This window comes from Massilia pinisoli (genome assembly GCF_024753285.1).
In the GTDB taxonomy this organism is placed as follows: domain Bacteria; phylum Pseudomonadota; class Gammaproteobacteria; order Burkholderiales; family Burkholderiaceae_D; genus Telluria; species Telluria pinisoli.
Genome location: NZ_JANUGW010000002.1, coordinates 335323 through 352495, shown reverse-complemented (window position 1 = coordinate 352495; position 17173 = coordinate 335323). Strand labels below are relative to the sequence as shown.

Sequence of the window (17173 nt, the reverse complement as noted above, 5' to 3'; positions counted from 1 at the left end):
TCTGCTTCATCTTCATCATGGGTCCATGCAACAATTCGATACTTTGCAGCACGCAGCATAACCGTTTGGGCGCGACAACGCACTACATCCCATTCGATGAGCAGTGACGGAGCCGACCCTATGGTCCCGCATTCCAAACTTAGATGCACAGACGGCCGGAGCTGCGGTAGTATTGACAGCAGGAACTAATTGCCAATGTGCCATCGTGCCGGCACGCGACGATTTATGTGAATCGCAAATATTCAATAAGGATCAATCGATGAAATTGCTGGGGAAATGCCTGCAGGTTCTTGCGCTGTCCGCCTGCCTGGGCGCATCGGCCGCTGCCGCCGAAAACTGGGTGCGGGCTGAGTCCGAGCATTTCGTCATCACCAGCAGCACGACGGAAGCCAAGACGGTCGGCTACGTCCAGAAGCTCGAAGCGTTCCACGCGCTGACGAACCTGCTTCTGGGCGGAGCCGGGGGCACGACGCAGGCGAAGTTCCAGATCTATCTGCTTGCCGATCCGGAGCAGATGAAAGTGGTGCGCCCGAATTTCTCCGACAACGTGGGCGGCGTGTATTTCCACTGCGGCGAGGGTAGCATCGCGTACGCGAAGGCACCGGGTTACGGCCAACAGGAGACTAACCTGACGACGCTGTTTCACGAATATGCGCACCACGTGATGTTCCAGCATGCGCGCACCTATTACCCGGCCTGGTTCGTCGAAGGATTCGCGGAATACCTGAGCACCGCTTATCCGGACCGCGGCTCGATCTCCATCGGCGAATCCTCGACCATGCGCAACTACACGCTGGCCAAGGAAAACTGGATCGGCTTCGACAAGATCATCGATCCGAAATTCCGCATCGACGGCGACAAGGATGCCGATCCGCGCACCATGTGGCGCTTCTACGCGCAGTCCTGGCTGCTCGCGCACTACATGCTCAGCGATCCCGCGCGCACCAAGGCGTTGTATGCCTATTTCAACGCGGCGGGCGGCGGCGGCGATCCCATTGCCAGTTGGGAGAGCGCCACCGGCATCAAGATCGATACGCTGCAACGTGTGCTGCAGCGCTACAGCGACAACATGTTTTTCATGAACGTGCCGATTGCTGATTATCCGGAGTCGTCGGTCCGCGTCACGCGCCTGCCCAAGGGTGCCGAGCAATACGTGCTGAAGGCGTCACTCCTGACGACCTGCCCCACATGGGAGTACGGCAAGGCGCTCCTCGCAGGCATCGCGGCCCAGAAGACGGCGCTCGCCGGCGATCCGCAATACCGCCTCGAACTGGCAAAGGCGCAGTTGCTGTTTGGCGAACTCGGCGAAGCGGAAGCAGCGCTCACCGAGATCCAAGCTACCCGCCCCGACGATTTCGAGGTGAATTACCTGATGGGGCGCGTGCGTTTCGCCCAGGCCGAGCGAGCGGAAGGCGCGGCGAAATCCGAACGCATGGACCAGGCCCGTACGTTCTTCATTGCCGCCTACCGCACCAAAAAGCTCGACGCCGCGAACCTGTACTACCTGGCGCGCAGCTTCGGCAACAAGCCGGATTACCCGGATGCGAACGTGCTGAATGCCGCCGACAGTGCGCATTACCTGGCGCCGTCCGTATGGGAATACGCCTCCTTCGATTGCTGGGTCAATCTGCGCAACAACCGGCGCGACAAGGCCGCCGCTGCGCTGGCCCCATTGGGCAACGATCCGCACAACCGGGCCTGGGCGGCGCGCGTCCAAAAGGCGCTCGAAGCGATCAAGGCAGGCAAGAGCACGAGCGAGGTGATGAATTTGCTGTCGACCTCGACGCCGAGCGCGCCCTGACGCTTTGCGGTCCGCATTGGTGGGGCGGCGCTGCAATATCTGATCGCCAAAACAGGCAATGCCACGAATGACATATTTCAGCGTTTTCCGCGCGATGTGGCCGGCAACGCATAAGCCATCATGGAAAATGCCGGCGCCGCGGCGCCGTCACCGACGACAATGTGCAATTCGGTCGCGGCGAAAAGTCGAAGGAAAGAATTGCATGCCTGAAGAATCGCGACACCCAACCTGCATTGGAAATCTCGCTACCGGCTACGCTGAGTAACCGAGAAATGATTCGCCGAACTTTTCATGTGAAGCAAGCGGTACTCCGGAGTCTAAACTTCTTGGCCGAGCGCGGTTCGGTAACAGCGTATCTGGCGGGGACTTCCCCGGTTTGAAGGCAACCTGCTTAGCCGCGTGAGCACCGAACTGGCGATCGACCAGGGCGTCAGTCCGGCCGCCCCGCCACCATCGATCAAGTTGTTGCGGGCGGCGAACTGCCTTGGCGTTGATCGTCCTTCCAGCCACCGCCGAGTGCCTTATACAAGGAGACCGTCGCCTGCAGGCGTTTCAGTTTCAATTTCCCCATATCGTTCTGCACGTCCGATAACGCGCGCTGCGTATCGAGAACCGTCATCAAATCTTCGGCGCCCGACTTGTATCGGATTTCCGCCAGGTCGTACGCCTGGCGCGCCTGCTCCAGTTCGGCTGTCTTGAAGCGCTGCTGCTCATCCAGGCTGCGTATCTGGCCCAGCGCCGTATCCACTTCCGACAAGGCGGTGATCACGGTCGCGCGATACACCTGGACCAATTCCTGTTTTCGGGCGATGGCGAGGTCGCGTTCCCGCTTCAGCCGGCCGCCATCGAAAATCGGCGCCATCAGCGAGGCACTGACATTGGCGAGCAGATTCGGCGCATTGAGCAGCGACAGCAAGGCGCTGCTTTGCGCGCCCATCGCCCCGGTGAGGTTAATGCTGGGGAACAGGTTTGCCCGAGCGACGGCGACGTTGGCATCGGCGGCAGCCAGGTTGGCCTCGGCGCGGCGGATATCGGGCCGGCGCGACAGGAGCTCGGACGGCAAGCCCGGGGACACCTCGGGCAAGGTGATCGTGTCCAGTCCATGCTGGCCGACGGAGAATGTCTGCGGCGTTTTACCGAGCAGGATTGCCAGCGCCGACTGCGCTTCGCGCTCCTGCTGCATCAAGTCCGGTATGTCCGATTTTTGCTGCGCGACGGCGGACCGCTGGCGTGCGAGATCGAGCGTCGAGGCGGCACCCGCGCTTTGTTGGACCTCGACCAGCTTCAGCACATGTTCGGCGTTCGCAACGTGCTCGCGCGCGACGGCAAGCCGGTCGTGCAGCGACAACACCTGCAGATACGTCGAAACGATGCCGCTGGTAACCGTCAATGCGACGGTCTGACGGTCGAAACGATTGGCCGCGAGCGACGCTTCCGCGGACGCCACGCTCGCCTTGTTCTTGCCCCAGAAATCGACTTCGTAGGACACTTGCAACGAACCGCCGGCGGAGGTGCTCGCCCTGCCGCTTCCAATCGGCACGGCGCGGCTCGCGTCGCCGTAAAAATTTGCGGTCGGCAGCAAAGACACGCCGGCAATGCGCGCCTCGGCCTCGGCCTGCTTCACGCGTGCCAGCGCGCCCGCGAGTTCCAGATTGCTGGACTGGCCTTCGTCGACAAGATGCGTCAGTTCAGGGCTCCCAAACCGCTGCCACCAATTCTTGTCAGGCCACTCCTGATGGTCCGGCGTGCCGGCGGCGGGCGTTCCGGCGGCCGGCGCTCCGGCGGCCGGCGTTCCGGCGGCCGGCGCTCCGGCGACAGTCCAACCGGTCGGCAAGTCGACCTTGGGCGGCGGCTCGGTGATGGGAGCATGGCTGGCGCATCCCGTCAGCACGGAGCAAGCCAACAATGTCAGCGTCAAGGCGCGGTGTGTCATCGGTGTGCCTCAGGAGCCCGATACGTTGGGGGACTTCGTGCCGGCATCCGGCCCAGCCGGCGTCGCAAGCACATTCGGCACGGGGCCGACCAGCACCTTGTCGCCTGCGGCCAAGCCGGACAGGATCTGCACCTGCTGCACATTGCGCAATCCGACTTTCACCTTGCGGGCGCCGACGTGTTGGCCCGCGTCGAGCACATTGACGTTGTACTGGCCGTCCTCGTCCTGCGCACCGAGGCCGTTCGCCGGCAGCAGCAACGTATCGCGCGCCTGCGCGACGACGAACTGCACCTGCGCACTCATGCCGCTCATCAGTTCGTGATCCGGATTCTTGACCTCGAACAGGACAGTATAAAAGGCCTGCTTGCCCTGCTCGCCCGTGCCGTCGGCCGGGACGGGAATGACTTGGCGCAGCTTTCCCGACCAGTGTTTTCCGGGATAGCCAGGGGTCGTGAAACTCGCTGCCATGCCGGGCCGCAAGCGCGTCACATCGCTTTCCGCAACGAGCGCGGCCACTGTCATTTCCGACAGGTCGGCAATCCGGAGCAAGGGTGCGGCAGGTTGCGCGGCAGCGACCATTTGTCCCGTGCGAACCGCCATCGACACCACGGTGCCGGAAATCGGCGACCTTACGATCGTTTTCTGACGCGCTTCCTCATCGATTTTCAATGTTGCTTCGAGTTCGTGGATCTGCGCCGTGATCGCATCGACGCGCGCGTTTGCCGATGATGCGTTCATCCGCGCCGATTCGAAGACATCCTCGCGGGTCGCGTTTTGCGCTTTCAGCTGGGTCTGGCGTTTGAACTGAAGCTGGGCGAATTCAAGTTGCGCGCGCTGGTCGGCCAGATCCGCCTGCAGTCGGGCCATCTGCGCACGATTGCTTTCGACTTTGGCGGGTTGTTGAGTCGGCGTGATGTCGAGCAGGGCCTGGTCGGCCTGGACCGTGTCACCGATGGCGACGGACACCTCTTTCACCTGTCCGCCAATCTGGGCGTACGCGTCGGCCCAGGTGTGGAGTTGAAGCTTGCCGGTCGCGTCGACCGTCTGCTGGATGTCGCCGCGGCGCGCGGTGACGGTGTCGAGCTTGACGGGCGCGGCTGAGGCCGCGGGCGGTGACGGTTTGGTTGCTTGCGCCAACGCGGGGCTGGGCCCGAGCACAGCAGCCAGGGAAAGCAGAGCCGCTGCCACGTCGCGGGAAGACACGCGCTGCGCGCGGCTGGCCAAGGGCGATGTTCTGTCTTGTTGATCGGCAGGCATGGGACTACATTAGAAAAATTCTGAGTATACACACATTCCGAGAGCGGGCTGCCCCCTTCGCCACTGCAATGTGTGCCCATCGGTCTCTCGCCGCGATCGTTCTACGATGCGGACACACAAGCGTCTCAACTCAACCTCACTGACTTCTTCTAGCTTCAGTTTCCCGAATGGCCGCTCCAGGTCGCGCTTGTACGCCGCGCCGCATGTCCCTGGTCGATTCTGCCATCATACTTCTCAAGCCACTCCTCTCCCCATTCACCAAAGGTATTTTCATCCCGCTTACGCTCCGTGACCGAGGCCTTCTGCCGGGCCGGCGATCTGCCCGCGGCCAGTCCCTTCTTCGCCTCTATCAACAGCTCCCTGGTTTCGGCAAACTTTATCCCTCCAGGTCCGTAGCGTCCGAGCACAAGGGTCTCTTGTCTACCGTTGATCGAATAGTTGTACCGGAACAAAATCGTTCCAGAAGCTAGCACATAAACGTATAGTCTGTCCCTGTCCGAAACCTTGTAGGGATTCTCCTTCGGCTTGAGACTGCGCAGGGCTGTGTCTGTCAGCATGAGCGCCTCCTAATACCATGTTTGCGAGCACCGGTTTTGATGCCGATGTTTCCTATAAATTCAGCAACTTAGAAGAATCTCGTACCATGTTTGAGTGAGCGTATACAACATGGTATATACTCTGAACGATGGTACAGCCCTGAGATCGCGCCATGACCGATACCATCAAAAGATGACGCTAGATGCTGCTCACTATTGCCGGACCCTGCCGTCCAGAAAAGAAAAAAGCCCCTTAAATCAGGGGCTTAGTTCATTCAAAATGCCTGAGCTTGCCAGCTACTGCCGGGCTGCGAATCATTCCCACTCAATCGTCGCCGGCGGTTTCCCCGAAATGTCATACACGACGCGATTGATACCGCGGACTTCGTTGATGATGCGGTTCGACACCTTCCCGAGCAACTCGTGCGGCAGGTGCGCCCACTGCGCCGTCATGAAGTCGAGCGTCTGCACGGCGCGCAGCGCCACGACGTATTCGTAGGTGCGGCCGTCGCCCATCACGCCCACCGATTTCACCGGCAGGAACACGGCGAACGCCTGCGACGTCGCTTCGTACCAGTTGACGGGCGCCTTGCCCGCGTCGATGCCCGGCACGCGCGGCGATTCGAACGGCGTGTTGCGCAGTTCTTCGATGAAAATCGCGTCGGCTTCGCGCAGCAGGTCGGCAAACTCGCGCTTCACTTCGCCGAGGATGCGCACGCCCAGGCCCGGGCCCGGGAACGGGTGGCGGTACACCATGTCGTGCGGCAGGCCCAGCGCGACGCCCAGCTTGCGCACCTCGTCCTTGAACAGCTCGCGCAGCGGTTCCAGCAGTTTGAGGTTCAGCGTCTCCGGCAGGCCGCCTACGTTGTGGTGGCTCTTGATCGTCTGGCCCTTCTTGCCCTTGCCGGCCGATTCGATCACGTCCGGATAGATCGTGCCCTGCGCCAGCCAGCGGGCGCTCGTCAGCTGCTTGGCCTGCTCCTGGAACACTTCGACGAATTCGCGGCCGATGATCTTGCGCTTCTGCTCCGGGTCGTTGACGCCGGCCAGGTGGCCCATGAACTGGTCGGACGCGTCGATGCGCAGCACTTTCACGCCCAGGTTCTTCGAGAACATGTCCATGACCATCTTGCCCTCGTCCTTGCGGAGCAGGCCGTGGTCGACGAAGACGCAGGTCAGCTGGTCGCCGATGGCGCGGTGGATCAGCGCGGCGGCGACGCTCGAATCGACGCCGCCCGACAGGCCCAGGATCACTTCATCGGTGCCCACTTGCGCGCGGATCTTCTCGACGGCCTCAAAGATGTAGTCCGGCATGTTCCAGTCGCTCTTGCAGCCGCAGATCTCGTGCACGAAGCGGCCGATGATGGCTTCACCCTGCGTCGTGTGCGTCACTTCCGGGTGGAATTGCAGCGCGTAGAAGTTGCGCTCCTCGTCGGCCATGGCGGCGATCGGGCAGCTGGGCGTCGAGCCCATCAGCTTGAAGCCCGGCGGCATGTCGAGGACCTTGTCGCCGTGGCTCATCCAGACTTTCAGCATGCCGTGGCCTTCGTCCGTGACGAAGTCGTTGATGTCGTTCAGCAGTTTCGTGTGGCCGCGGGCGCGCACTTCGGCGTAGCCGAATTCGCGCACTTTGCCGTTCTCGACCTTGCCGCCCAGCTGCGCGGCCATCGTCTGCATGCCGTAGCAGATGCCCAGCACGGGCACGCCCAGTTCGAACACGGCTTGCGGCGCGCGCGGCGAGTCGCCTTCCAACGTGGAGTTGTGGCTGCCGGACAGGATCACGCCCGAGGCGCCGTAGTTGCGGACGAAGTCGTCGCCGATGTCGTAGGGGAAGACCTCGGAGAACACGCCGGCGTCGCGCACGCGGCGGGCGATCAGTTGGGTAACCTGGGAACCGAAGTCGAGGATGAGGATTTTCGAGTGCATGTAGTTTTCGATGGTAAATGCAAAAACGCGGCCCGCAGGCCGCGTTCGGGGATCTTATTCCGTACGGTAGTTCGGCGCTTCTTTGGTGATCTGCACGTCGTGCACGTGCGATTCACGCATGCCCGCCGACGTGATCTCGACGAACTCCGCCTTCTCGCGCAGTTCTTCGATCGTCGCGCAACCGCAATAGCCCATCGACTGCCGCACGCCGCCGACCAGCTGGTAGATGATCGCCAGCACGCTGCCCTTGTAGGCGACGCGGCCTTCGATGCCTTCCGGGACGAACTTGTCGGCCTTGCTCGACGCTTCCTGGAAGTAGCGGTCGGCCGAGCCTTCCGCCATCGCGCCCAGCGAACCCATGCCGCGGTAGCCCTTGTAGCTGCGGCCCTGATACAGGATCACTTCGCCCGGCGCCTCTTCCGTGCCCGCGAACATGGAGCCCATCATGACCGTGTGCGCACCGGCGGCCAGCGCCTTCGAGATGTCGCCCGAGTAGCGGATGCCGCCGTCGGCGATGCACGGCACGCCCGTGCCGGCCAGCGCTTCGGCCACGTTCGAGATCGCCGTGATCTGCGGCACGCCCACGCCCGCCACGATACGCGTCGTGCAGATGGAGCCGGGACCGATGCCGACCTTGACGGCGTCCGCGCCCGCTTCCACCAGCGCGCGTGCGGCAGCCGCCGTCGCGATGTTGCCGCCGATGACGTCGACGTGCGGATATGTCGTCTTGATCCATTTCACGCGGTCAAGGATGCCCTGCGAGTGGCCGTGCGCCGTATCGACCACCAGCACGTCGACGCCGGCCTTCACCAGCAGCTCGACGCGTTCCTTGTCCTTGTCGCCCACGCCCACGGCCGCGCCCACGATCAGCTTGCCCTGCGCATCCTTCGATGCGTTCGGGTGCTCGTGCGACTTCAGGATGTCCTTGACGGTGATGAGGCCGCGCAGTTCGAACTCGTCGTTGACGACCAGCACGCGCTCCAGGCGGTACTTGTTCATCAGGCGCTTCGCCTCGTCCGTGCCGGCGTCTTCCTTGACGTACACGAGCTTGTCGCGCGGGGTCATCTTGGCGCGCGCCTCGGCGTCCAGGTCTTCCTCGAAACGCAGGTCACGGTTCGTGATGATGCCGACGACCTGCTTGCCCTCCACGACCGGGAAGCCGCTGATGCCGTGTTGCTGGGCCAGCGCGAGGACTTCGCGGATCTTCATCGTCGGCGGGATCGTGATCGGGTCGCGCAGCACGCCCGCTTCGAAACGCTTGACACGCGCGACTTCGCGCGCCTGGTCGGCCGGACGAAGATTCTTGTGGATGATGCCGATACCGCCCTCTTGCGCCATCGCGATCGCGAGGCGGGCTTCGGTCACGGTGTCCATGGCGGCGGACAGCAGCGGAATGTTCAGCGAGATATTCCGGGTCAGCTTCGTGCGCAGGGACGTATTGGCCGGGAGGACGTTGGAGTAGGCCGGGACGAGCAGCACGTCATCGAACGTGAGTGCTTTCTGGAGAAGACGCATAGTTGATTTCCTATAGGCGCAAAAGCGAATTATACAGAAACTCTAGGAAAACGTCGCCGGCTTGCCAAAAAACGACCGGAATTACCGCAATGCGGCAATTGACAGTGCACGCGCGGCATGGCGAAATCGAGGTATGACGCAAGGAAATAATCCGATGAAACCAATCCGCTGTTTGCGCGCGCTGTGCGCCGGCGCGGCGCTGCTGCTCGCCGCGCACGCGCACGCCCAATACTCGTGGATCGACGAGCACGGCACGCGCGTATTCTCCGACCGCCCGCCGCCGGTGGGCACGCCCGCATCGCGCATCCTGCAGGCGCCGCGCTCGGCCACTGCATCGACACCGGTCGAGGTACCGCCACCGGCGACGGATGCGGGCAACCCGCCCGACAAGTCCGCGCCGGCAGCGGGCGCGAAGCACGCGCAGCCGACGTTGGCCGACCGCGAAGCGGCCTACCGCGAACGCGCCGCGCAGCGCGAGGCCGACACGAAGAAGGCTGCGGACGAAGCGCGGCTCAAGGCCGAGCACGCGAACGCCTGCGCGGCCGCGCGCGAAGAGGAACAGTTGATGAGGAAGACGCGGCGCATGATCGGCGTGAACGAAAAAGGCGAACGCGCCGTGCTGACGGACGAGGACAAGGCGGCCCGTCTCGCACGGGCGCGGCGCGTGCTGGCCGACTGCCCGCCCCAATAACTACGCCGCAGGAGCTTGGCTGCCCTGCTTCTTGGCCGCGCGCTTGCGCCGCGAATCCTTCGGGTCCGCCACGAGCGGGCGATAGATCTCGATGCGGTCGCGCTCGCGCAAGACCGTGTCCAGCGTCTTCTTCTTGCCGTAGATGCCCACGGGCTGCGTCACCAGATTGATGTCCGGGAAGCTGGCCAGCACGCCGCTCTGCTCGATGGCCTGGCCGACCGTCGTGCCCGGCGCGACACGCAGCGGACGGACGAACTCGTCCTGCGCCGTCGCATACGCCACGACCACTTGCAATTCCGCCGCCTCAGCCATAGATAACCTCGGCGCGCTTGCAGAACGAATCGACCATCGTATTGGCGATCATGCCGAACACGGGGCCGACCAGCTGCTCGAGGATGACGCTCGAGAACTCGTACTGCATGTCGAACTCGATCTTGCAGGCGTCGGCGCGCAGCGCCTTGAAGCTCCACGTGGCTTCCAGCATCTTGAACGGGCCATCGACGAGGTGCATCTTCATCTGCGTCGGGCGCTGGTTGTGGTTCGACGTCGTGAAACTTTGCTTAACGCCGTGGAAATTGATCTGCAGGCAGGCCACCAGCTTGTCGTCGCCGCGCTCGAGCACTTTGACGCCGCTGCACCAGGGGAGGAATTTCGGATAGTCCTCGACTTTCGCCACGAGGTCGAACATCTGTTCGGCGCTGTACCCGAGGAAAACTGATTTGTGCACTACTGCCATTGGTCAACCGTTTGTTATGATGTTGGTTACGTTGCATTTTCAACGATAGTTTAACCGACGCGCGCAAATTAGCGATTTCATGAGTATTATTGACAATAAAAAAGCCTTTTTCGACTACTTCATCGAGGACCGCTACGAAGCCGGCCTCGTGCTGGAAGGGTGGGAAGTGAAGGCGATCCGCGACGGCCGCGTGCAAATCAAGGAAGCGTACGTCGTCGTGCGCAACGGCGAGCTGTACCTGTTCGGCGCCCACATCAGCGCCCTCACGACGGCGTCGGCCTGGAGCCATCCGGAAGCGCTGCGCACCCGCAAGCTGCTGCTGCACAAGGCCGAGATCGACAAGCTCGTCGGCAAGGTCGAGCGGTCCGGCTACACCCTCGTTCCCCTCAACCTGCACTTCAAGGGCGGCCGCGTGAAATGCGAAGTCGGCCTCGCGAAGGGCAAGAAGCAGCACGACAAGCGCGACACCGAGAGGGACCGCGACGCCAAGCGCGAAGTCGACAAGGCGATGAAGCAACACCGCCGCTGAGCGGCGCCCACCGTCAGGCCGCGGCCAGCTCCACGCGGTTGCGGCCGCCCTCCTTCGCGGCGTACAGCGCCGCGTCCGCGCGCCGGCACAGCGCGTCGAGCGTGTCGTCCGGGCCGAGCCAAGCCGCGACGCCGATGCTGATGCTGGGCCGCACGCCTGCCGGCAGGCCGGCGCAATCGATGTCCCCGACCGCTGCCCGCAGCCGCTCCGCCGCACCCACCGCATCGTCTTCCGTCGCGCCGACGAGCAGCGCAAGGAATTCCTCGCCCCCCGTGCGGCCGATCGCGTCGCCCGGCCGCAGCGCCACACGCAGCGCGTGCGCGACCCGCTGCAGCACGACGTCGCCGGCCGCGTGGCCGTGGCGGTCGTTGATGCGCTTGAAGTGATCGATGTCGAGCGCGGCCAGTGCCAGCGGGCCGCTCCGTGCGCACGCCTCGTCGGCGAGCGCCATGAAGTGGCGGCGGTTCGGCAGGCGGGTCAATTCGTCCGTCAGCGCGAGGTCGCGCATGCGCCGGCTGAAGCGGCGCTGGCGCACAGCCACGATGCTGAGCATCACGACCAGTCCCGCGCACGCGCCGAGCGCGACGTATTGCCAGCGCCGTATGTGGCGCGCGGCGTCGAGGTCGCGCCGCTGCAGCGTGTTCTGGTATTGCAGCTCCGCGTTGCGCAGGCGCGCCTGCTCGGACTGGAACTGCACGCGCAGGCGCGCCGTGCGTTCGTCCTGCGTCTGCTTCTCGATGTCGCGCTGCGCCTCGCCCATCGCGCGCTGAGCGCCGTACGCGGCGCGCCAATCGCCGGCCTGCGCGAACGCGAGGGCACGCTCTTCGTGGACCTTGACGAGGAACCGCATGTTGGCGCCGGCCGCGAAATAGCGGCGTGCCGCTTCCAGGTCGACCAGCGCATCGAGCGGGCGGCCCGCGCGCCGGTACGCGGCGCCGCGCGACAGCCGCAGCGTCGCGACGGCGTCCGCGTCGCCCGGCGCATGGACCTGCAGCAGCGTGGCCGCCTTGCCCAGCAGCGCGAGCGCGTGCACATGGTCGCCCGACTTGGACAGGATGACGCCGTACGCGCGCTTGTCTTCGGCGATCTCCTCCGCGGCCGCGCCGCGCGCCTCGTCCAGCCGCAGCGCGGTGGCGAAGTGGCTGCGGGCTCCAGCCAGGTCGCCGATGTTCTCGAGCGTGCTGCCGATGTTGAAGTGCGCGGTAGCCTGCTCGCGCTCGCTTCCCGCCTGTTCATGCTCGGCCAGCAGCCGCGCGTACGTGTCGAGCGCGGCGTCGAAGTCGCGCACGTTGGCGTCGCCGTACAGGTTCGCCAGCGCGTTCAGCACATAGCTTTCGTTGCCGCGGTTGCCCAGGCGGTGTTCGATGGCGTACGCCTCCTGCAGGTCGGCGATCGCATCGCCGTACAGGCCGCGTACGTGGCGCTGCTCGCCGCGCAGCGCGAGGGCGCGCGCGACGGCCGCGTCGTCGCCGGTCCGGCGACCCTGCTCGATGCCGTGATCGTACTCGGCCAGCGCGTCGTCGACGCGCTGCGACCGTTCGTAAGCATAGCCGCGGCACACGTGCACATACGGAGCGTCATGGTTGGCAGGGTCGGCGAGCAAGGCGGCGGCGAGGTCGATGGCGCGCGCAGGCTCCGTGTATGCCAGCAGCCAGCAGCGCGCCGCCTCCGCGTCCAGCAGGTCGCGTTCGGAGCGGCCGCGCGCCTTTGCTGCGAGCGCGTCGAGCTGGCGCAGCGCTGCGGCGGGGTCGGTGTCCGCAAGCTTTTCCGCCTGCGCCACCTGGGCCCGGACATCCGCCGCGGCCGGCGCGCACGCGACCACGGCGACGAGGCCGGCCTGCAGCAGGCGGAAAACGAAGATGCGAAGCGAAGTGCGCATGGCCGACGATCGGTGGACAATCCCGGCAATATACATCATCGGGTCCGCGGCCGGCCGTGCGCGCCAGCTCAGGCCGTCGCCACTCGGCCGCGCGCGAGCGCCATCCCCAGCTGGCAGGCCAGGAAGCTGGCGACGAGACCCACGGCCACGCCGCACGCGAGCTTGAACGCGCTGTCGAACAGCAGCGGCGCAACGAGGCCGGAGACGAGCGCGAACGACATCATCTGGATGAACGCGAGCATCGACGACGCGAGGCCGCGGTTGTCCGGGAACAGCGCGAGCGCGCCCACCTGGATCGCGGGCATCGCCACGGCGAGGCCGAACGTGTAGACCATCAGCGGCAGCACGGCCCACGGCACGGCGACGGCATCGCCCGCGAGCGCCGTATAACCCACATTCAGTACGCACGCGACCAGCATCGTGACAAAGCCGATCGCACGCATGCGCGGCGCGGGGATGCGCGCTGCGCGCTTGCCGCCCCAGGCCGAGCCGATCACCATGCCGCTGATCAGGGGAATGAACATCCACGCGAACGCCGTCTCGGGCAGGTGCAGGATCACCATCACGAAATTCGCGGCGGAGCCGATGTACAGGGAAAGACCACCGAACGCGAGGCCCACGGACAGCGACAGCAGCACGAACTGCGGATGCCCCAGCACCTTCAGGTAGTTGCGCGCGATCGCGACGCCGTGGAACGCGTGCCGCTTTTCGCGCGGCAGGCTTTCCGGCAGCAGGCGCCAGCTTGCGAGCAGCATCACGGTGCCGAACACCGCGAGGAACACGAACGTGGCGCGCCAGCCGAACGTCACGTGCAGCCAGCCCCCAAGCACGGGCGCGATCGCGGGCGCGAGACCGAACACCATCATGATGTGCGACATCATGCGCTGCGCGTCGGCGCCGCTGAAGCGGTCCTGCACGATTGCCTGGCCGATGACGGAACCGGCGCCGGCCGACATGCCCTGCAGCGCGCGGAACAGCAGCAGCCAGCCGAACGTGGGCGCCAGCGCGGCGCCGGCGGACGCCAGCGTGTAGATCGTCAGCGCGACCATGATCACGGGACGGCGGCCGAACGAATCGGACAGCGTGCCGTAGAACAGCATCATGAACGCGAACATGAACAGGAACACCGACAGCGTCTGCTGCACGGCCACGGGGCCCACGTCGAACGCGCGGCCGATGGCGGGAATGGACGGCAGATAGGTGTCGATCGCGAGGGCGCCCACCATGCCGAGGCAGGCGAGGATGACGGTGAGGAGTCTTTGCATATGCATGCCTTGATTGGAACATCGGCACTGCACCATGCGAGCGTCCGAAGACGAAATTGTAGCGGGTATTGCAAGAACCGTCCCGGCGCGCCGCCGCGGTTATCCGGCGGCGGCGCGCGCACATACCGAGGGCACGCAGGCGCAGCCAGTGCCGCCTGCGCGCACGCGATGGAGAATCAGTCCTGGCGGTACAGCGACATGCCGAAACGTTCCGTGCGCGGCATCCAGTTGCCCTGGTAGTCGGCGGAGACGAGCACGCGCTCGGCGCGGCCCACGAGAAGCTTGCGCGGCACAAGGCCGATCACGCGCGAGTCGGCGCTGTTGTCGCGGTTATCGCCCAGCATCAGGTATTCGCCCTGCGGCACGGTGACGGGGCCGAACGTGCGCGGCGCCGTCACGTCCGGGATGATCTGGATGTGGCGGCGCGGCTGCGCCGCCTTGCCGTCCCACGATTCGGCCAGCTGCACCGTGGGCATCGCCGTGCCGCCAATGGAATCGACCGACTGCTCCAGCACGCGGTAGTCGGCGCCGCGGCCGTTGATGTACAGGCGTTCGTTGCGCATCTCGACGACGTCGCCCGGCAGCGCGACGACGCGCTTGATGAGCAGCGTGCGGTCGCGCGGCGAGCGGAACGTGACGATGTCGCCGCGGTGCGGTTCGCCCAGGTGCGCGAGCACGACGTCCGTCAGCGGCACCTTCAGGTCGAACGCGAGGCGGTTCACGAGTACGACGTCGCCTTCCAGCAGGTTCGGATGCATCGACGCGGACGGGATCGGATTCCAGTCCGCCACGGCCGTGCGGAACACACCGAACAGGACGAGAAACGCCAGGAAACCTTTGTTGTTACGCACCCAATTCTTCATTCAGGACCCCGCTTTGGTTGTGTTGTGCCGTGCTTCGAGGTGTTATACGCGGCTTCGGCGGGGGCAGGCTTAATGGAGAATTAAACGCGCCAGGCCGACAGGCTAGGCGAGCCCGATGTGGACGGCCATGCCGACCCACACGGCAAACGCCGCCGCCGCGAGATAGGCCGCGTACGCAAGCAGCGCCTGTCCCCGTTCGCCGTCGCGCCGGCTGCGCACGAGGTAGTACGGGATCGTGGCCACCGTGAACGCGACGAGGGCAACGCTGAGCCAGCGCGACCGCCGGTAGCCGCGCGCATCGCTGTCGCCGCGGTACCACCGGAAGCACAGATAGCTGACGGCGATGCCCACCGCGAGGTGCAGCTGCGCCGCATCGTCGGCGTGGCTCGCATCCAGCAAGCCCGTCGCGGCCATCAGGACCATCACCCACAACACGACACGCTGATGGCTCATCGCGGCTCCTTGCGCGCCGCGGAAGCCCTCCGTCAGCGCGGTTTGACGTCGTCCTTGAGAGCGGCCAGGGCGATGCGTTCGACCAGGCCGGGAACGACCAGCTTAAGGATCCGGCCAAGCTTGCCCTTGAGCGTCATCACGACTTCGCGTCGGCGCCCGTCCATGCCGGCGATGATCAGGCGCGCGCATTCCTCGACGGTCATCGCGCCCTCTTCGCGCAAGCCGCTGTAGCCCATCGGCTGTCCTGCCGCGTTGTAGCCGCGGTAGCGGATGCGCGTGTCGACGACGCCCGGATATGCGACCGTCACCGAAACGCCCGCCCGTTTCAGCTCGGCGCGCAGCGCTTCGAAGAAGCCCGTCATGGCGAATTTGGACGCGCTGTACGCGGTGCGGCCCGGCACGCCCACGAGGCCCGCGAGCGACGACACGGCGACGACGCTGCCCCGGCTCGCCTTGAGGTATGGGAGTGCCGCCTGCGTGCACCAGACGGCGCCCCACAGGTTCACGCGCATGAGGTCTTCGTACCAGCGCAGGTCGGCCACGTCCTCGAACAGCGCGTGCGCGGAGCGGCCCGCGTTGTTCACGAGGACGTCGATGTGGCCGAAGCGCTCGACCGCCGCGGCGACCAGCGCGCGGCACTGCGCCGGGTCGGCGACGTCCGTGTGCACGGCAAGCGCTTCTGCGCCGTGGCGCGCACAGGCGGCGGCCACGGCGTCCAGCTTCGCCTCGTCGCGCGCAGCCAGCACGAGGGCCACGGCGCTGCCGTCGCGCGCCGCGAGCTGGCGCGCGATCTCGGCGCCGATGCCGTCCGACGCGCCGGTGACGACGACCACCCGCACCCGTTACGCCTTCTGCGACTTCACGATGGTGAGGGCCGATGCGATCAGGCCGCTCATGTCGCCCAGGTCGGCGGGGACGATGATGGAATTGTTCGTTTTCGCGAGCTTGCCGAACGCGTCGACGTAGTGCTCGGCCACGCGCAGGTTGACGGCGTCGATGCCGCCCGGCGACCGGATCGCCTCGCCGACCTCGCGCAGCGCGCTGGCGCTGGCGTCGGCCAGCGCGATGATGGCGGCGGCCTCGCCCTGCGCGCGGTTGATGGCGGCCTGCTTCTCGCCCTCCGAGCGGGCGATCGAGGCTTCGCGCTCGCCGGTCGCGATGTTGATGGCTTCCTGGCGCCGGCCTTCCGATGCCGCGATCAGCGCGCGCTTCTCGCGCTCGGCCGTGATCTGGCGCTGCATCGAGTGCAGGATCTCGGCCGGCGGCGTGAGGTCCTTGATTTCGTAGCGCAGCACCTTGACGCCCCAGTTGGCGGCCGATTCGTCGATCGCGTTGACGACGGTCGTGTTGATGTGGTCGCGCTCTTCGAACGTCTTGTCGAGTTCCATGCGGCCGATCACGGAGCGCAGCGTCGTCTGCGCGAGCTGCGTGATGGCCTGGATGTAGTTCGACGCGCCGTACGATGCGCGCATGGCGTCCGTCACCTGGAAGTACAGGATGCCGTCCACCTGCAGCTGCGTGTTGTCCTTCGTGATGCACACCTGCGGCGGCACGTCGAGCGGGATCTCCTTCAGGCTGTGCTTGTAGGCCACGCGGTCGATGAACGGCACGACGATGTTGAGGCCCGGTGCCAGGGTGGCGTGGTATTTGCCGAGCCGTTCGACGACCCACGCATGCTGCTGGGGCACGACGTTGATGGTCTTGAACACGAAGACCAGGGCGACGATGAAGATCACCAGCGCGACGGTTCCGAACGAGAATCCCATGGTTGTCCTTTCAAAGGGCGGAA

General features: G+C 65.2%; 16 protein-coding genes. 3 read left to right on the top strand and 13 right to left on the bottom strand.

The window, feature by feature from the left end; genetic code table 11:
- Positions 1 to 103: 103 nt before the first annotated feature.
- Positions 104 to 1801: a hypothetical protein gene (locus NX784_RS03775; protein ID WP_258815355.1), complete on the top strand. Its 1698-nt coding sequence runs from the start codon at positions 104 to 106 to the stop codon at positions 1799 to 1801.
- Between the two features lie 457 nt (positions 1802 to 2258).
- Here the strand turns inward: NX784_RS03775 and NX784_RS03770 are convergent, their stop codons facing one another.
- From NX784_RS03770 to guaB, 5 genes are all read right to left on the bottom strand, one after another.
- Entirely contained in the window at positions 2259 to 3734 is a 1476-nt protein-coding gene (locus tag NX784_RS03770; protein ID WP_258815354.1) for an efflux transporter outer membrane subunit, read from the bottom strand.
- Between the two features lie 9 nt (positions 3735 to 3743).
- Positions 3744 to 4991: an efflux RND transporter periplasmic adaptor subunit gene (locus NX784_RS03765; protein WP_258815353.1), complete on the bottom strand. Its 1248-nt coding sequence runs from the start codon at positions 4989 to 4991 to the stop codon at positions 3744 to 3746.
- A 155-nt stretch (positions 4992 to 5146) separates the two neighbouring features.
- Positions 5147 to 5548 carry an Arm DNA-binding domain-containing protein gene (locus NX784_RS03760; protein WP_258815352.1) on the bottom strand — a complete coding sequence of 134 codons (402 nt, stop codon included), beginning with the start codon at positions 5546 to 5548 and terminating at the stop codon, positions 5147 to 5149.
- 294 nt (positions 5549 to 5842) lie between these two features.
- On the bottom strand, positions 5843 to 7453 hold the full coding sequence (gene guaA, locus NX784_RS03755; RefSeq protein WP_258815351.1) for a glutamine-hydrolyzing GMP synthase: 1611 nt from the start codon (positions 7451 to 7453) through the stop codon (positions 5843 to 5845).
- 54 nt (positions 7454 to 7507) lie between these two features.
- Positions 7508 to 8968, bottom strand: coding sequence for an IMP dehydrogenase (guaB, locus tag NX784_RS03750; RefSeq protein ID WP_258815350.1), 1461 nt, complete (start codon positions 8966 to 8968; stop codon positions 7508 to 7510).
- Positions 8969 to 9122: 154 nt separating this feature from the next.
- On the opposite strand from guaB, the gene NX784_RS03745 reads away from it, so the two are divergent.
- Positions 9123 to 9659 carry a DUF4124 domain-containing protein gene (locus tag NX784_RS03745; RefSeq protein ID WP_258815349.1) on the top strand — a complete coding sequence of 179 codons (537 nt, stop codon included), beginning with the start codon at positions 9123 to 9125 and terminating at the stop codon, positions 9657 to 9659.
- Here the strand turns inward: NX784_RS03745 and NX784_RS03740 are convergent, their stop codons facing one another.
- A complete protein-coding gene (locus tag NX784_RS03740; RefSeq protein ID WP_258815348.1) occupies positions 9660 to 9971 on the bottom strand; it encodes an RnfH family protein in 312 nt (103 codons plus the stop codon).
- Positions 9964 to 10395 carry a type II toxin-antitoxin system RatA family toxin gene (locus NX784_RS03735; protein WP_258815347.1) on the bottom strand — a complete coding sequence of 144 codons (432 nt, stop codon included), beginning with the start codon at positions 10393 to 10395 and terminating at the stop codon, positions 9964 to 9966. The genes NX784_RS03740 and NX784_RS03735 overlap by 8 nt, the downstream gene beginning before the upstream one ends.
- A 79-nt stretch (positions 10396 to 10474) precedes the next feature.
- Between NX784_RS03735 and smpB the strand changes: the two genes are divergently transcribed.
- Entirely contained in the window at positions 10475 to 10924 is a 450-nt protein-coding gene (smpB, locus tag NX784_RS03730) for an SsrA-binding protein SmpB (protein ID WP_056435493.1), read from the top strand.
- A 13-nt stretch (positions 10925 to 10937) separates the two neighbouring features.
- Here the strand turns inward: smpB and NX784_RS03725 are convergent, their stop codons facing one another.
- The 6 genes from NX784_RS03725 to NX784_RS03700 form a co-directional block, all read right to left on the bottom strand.
- Positions 10938 to 12803 carry a GGDEF domain-containing protein gene (locus NX784_RS03725; RefSeq protein ID WP_258815346.1) on the bottom strand — a complete coding sequence of 622 codons (1866 nt, stop codon included), beginning with the start codon at positions 12801 to 12803 and terminating at the stop codon, positions 10938 to 10940.
- A 68-nt stretch (positions 12804 to 12871) separates the two neighbouring features.
- Positions 12872 to 14068 (bottom strand): multidrug effflux MFS transporter, encoded by a 1197-nt coding sequence (locus tag NX784_RS03720; protein ID WP_258815345.1) that lies wholly within the window; start codon positions 14066 to 14068, stop codon positions 12872 to 12874.
- A 176-nt stretch (positions 14069 to 14244) separates the two neighbouring features.
- Complete coding sequence (gene lepB / locus NX784_RS03715; protein ID WP_258815344.1) at positions 14245 to 14931, bottom strand: signal peptidase I; 687 nt, start codon at positions 14929 to 14931, stop codon at positions 14245 to 14247.
- 102 nt (positions 14932 to 15033) lie between these two features.
- Positions 15034 to 15384, bottom strand: a complete 351-nt coding sequence (locus NX784_RS03710; RefSeq protein ID WP_258815343.1) for a hypothetical protein — start codon at positions 15382 to 15384, stop codon at positions 15034 to 15036.
- A 32-nt stretch (positions 15385 to 15416) separates the two neighbouring features.
- On the bottom strand, positions 15417 to 16223 hold the full coding sequence (locus tag NX784_RS03705; protein WP_258815342.1) for an SDR family oxidoreductase: 807 nt from the start codon (positions 16221 to 16223) through the stop codon (positions 15417 to 15419).
- Positions 16224 to 16226: 3 nt separating this feature from the next.
- The gene (locus tag NX784_RS03700; RefSeq protein ID WP_258815341.1) at positions 16227 to 17150 is read right to left on the bottom strand and encodes an SPFH domain-containing protein; all 924 of its coding nucleotides are present in this window, start codon (positions 17148 to 17150) and stop codon (positions 16227 to 16229) included.
- Positions 17151 to 17173 lie beyond the last annotated feature (23 nt).

Excerpts from the sequence above, each read along its gene's own strand:
- lepB (WP_258815344.1), bottom strand. The coding sequence starts at position 14,931 with ATGAAGAATTGGGTGCGTAACAACAAAGGTTTCCTGGCGTTTCTCGTC.
- guaA (WP_258815351.1), bottom strand. The coding sequence starts at position 7,453 with ATGCACTCGAAAATCCTCATCCTCGACTTCGGTTCCCAGGTTACCCAA.
- NX784_RS03740 (WP_258815348.1), bottom strand. The coding sequence starts at position 9,971 with ATGGCTGAGGCGGCGGAATTGCAAGTGGTCGTGGCGTATGCGACGGCG.
- NX784_RS03770 (WP_258815354.1), bottom strand. The coding sequence starts at position 3,734 with ATGACACACCGCGCCTTGACGCTGACATTGTTGGCTTGCTCCGTGCTG.
- guaB (WP_258815350.1), bottom strand. The coding sequence starts at position 8,968 with ATGCGTCTTCTCCAGAAAGCACTCACGTTCGATGACGTGCTGCTCGTC.
- smpB (WP_056435493.1), top strand. The coding sequence starts at position 10,475 with ATGAGTATTATTGACAATAAAAAAGCCTTTTTCGACTACTTCATCGAG.
- NX784_RS03710 (WP_258815343.1), bottom strand. The coding sequence starts at position 15,384 with ATGAGCCATCAGCGTGTCGTGTTGTGGGTGATGGTCCTGATGGCCGCG.
- NX784_RS03745 (WP_258815349.1), top strand. The coding sequence starts at position 9,123 with ATGAAACCAATCCGCTGTTTGCGCGCGCTGTGCGCCGGCGCGGCGCTG.
- NX784_RS03700 (WP_258815341.1), bottom strand. The coding sequence starts at position 17,150 with ATGGGATTCTCGTTCGGAACCGTCGCGCTGGTGATCTTCATCGTCGCC.
- NX784_RS03735 (WP_258815347.1), bottom strand. The coding sequence starts at position 10,395 with ATGGCAGTAGTGCACAAATCAGTTTTCCTCGGGTACAGCGCCGAACAG.
- NX784_RS03760 (WP_258815352.1), bottom strand. The coding sequence starts at position 5,548 with ATGCTGACAGACACAGCCCTGCGCAGTCTCAAGCCGAAGGAGAATCCC.
- NX784_RS03725 (WP_258815346.1), bottom strand. The coding sequence starts at position 12,803 with ATGCGCACTTCGCTTCGCATCTTCGTTTTCCGCCTGCTGCAGGCCGGC.
- NX784_RS03765 (WP_258815353.1), bottom strand. The coding sequence starts at position 4,991 with ATGCCTGCCGATCAACAAGACAGAACATCGCCCTTGGCCAGCCGCGCG.
- NX784_RS03720 (WP_258815345.1), bottom strand. The coding sequence starts at position 14,068 with ATGCAAAGACTCCTCACCGTCATCCTCGCCTGCCTCGGCATGGTGGGC.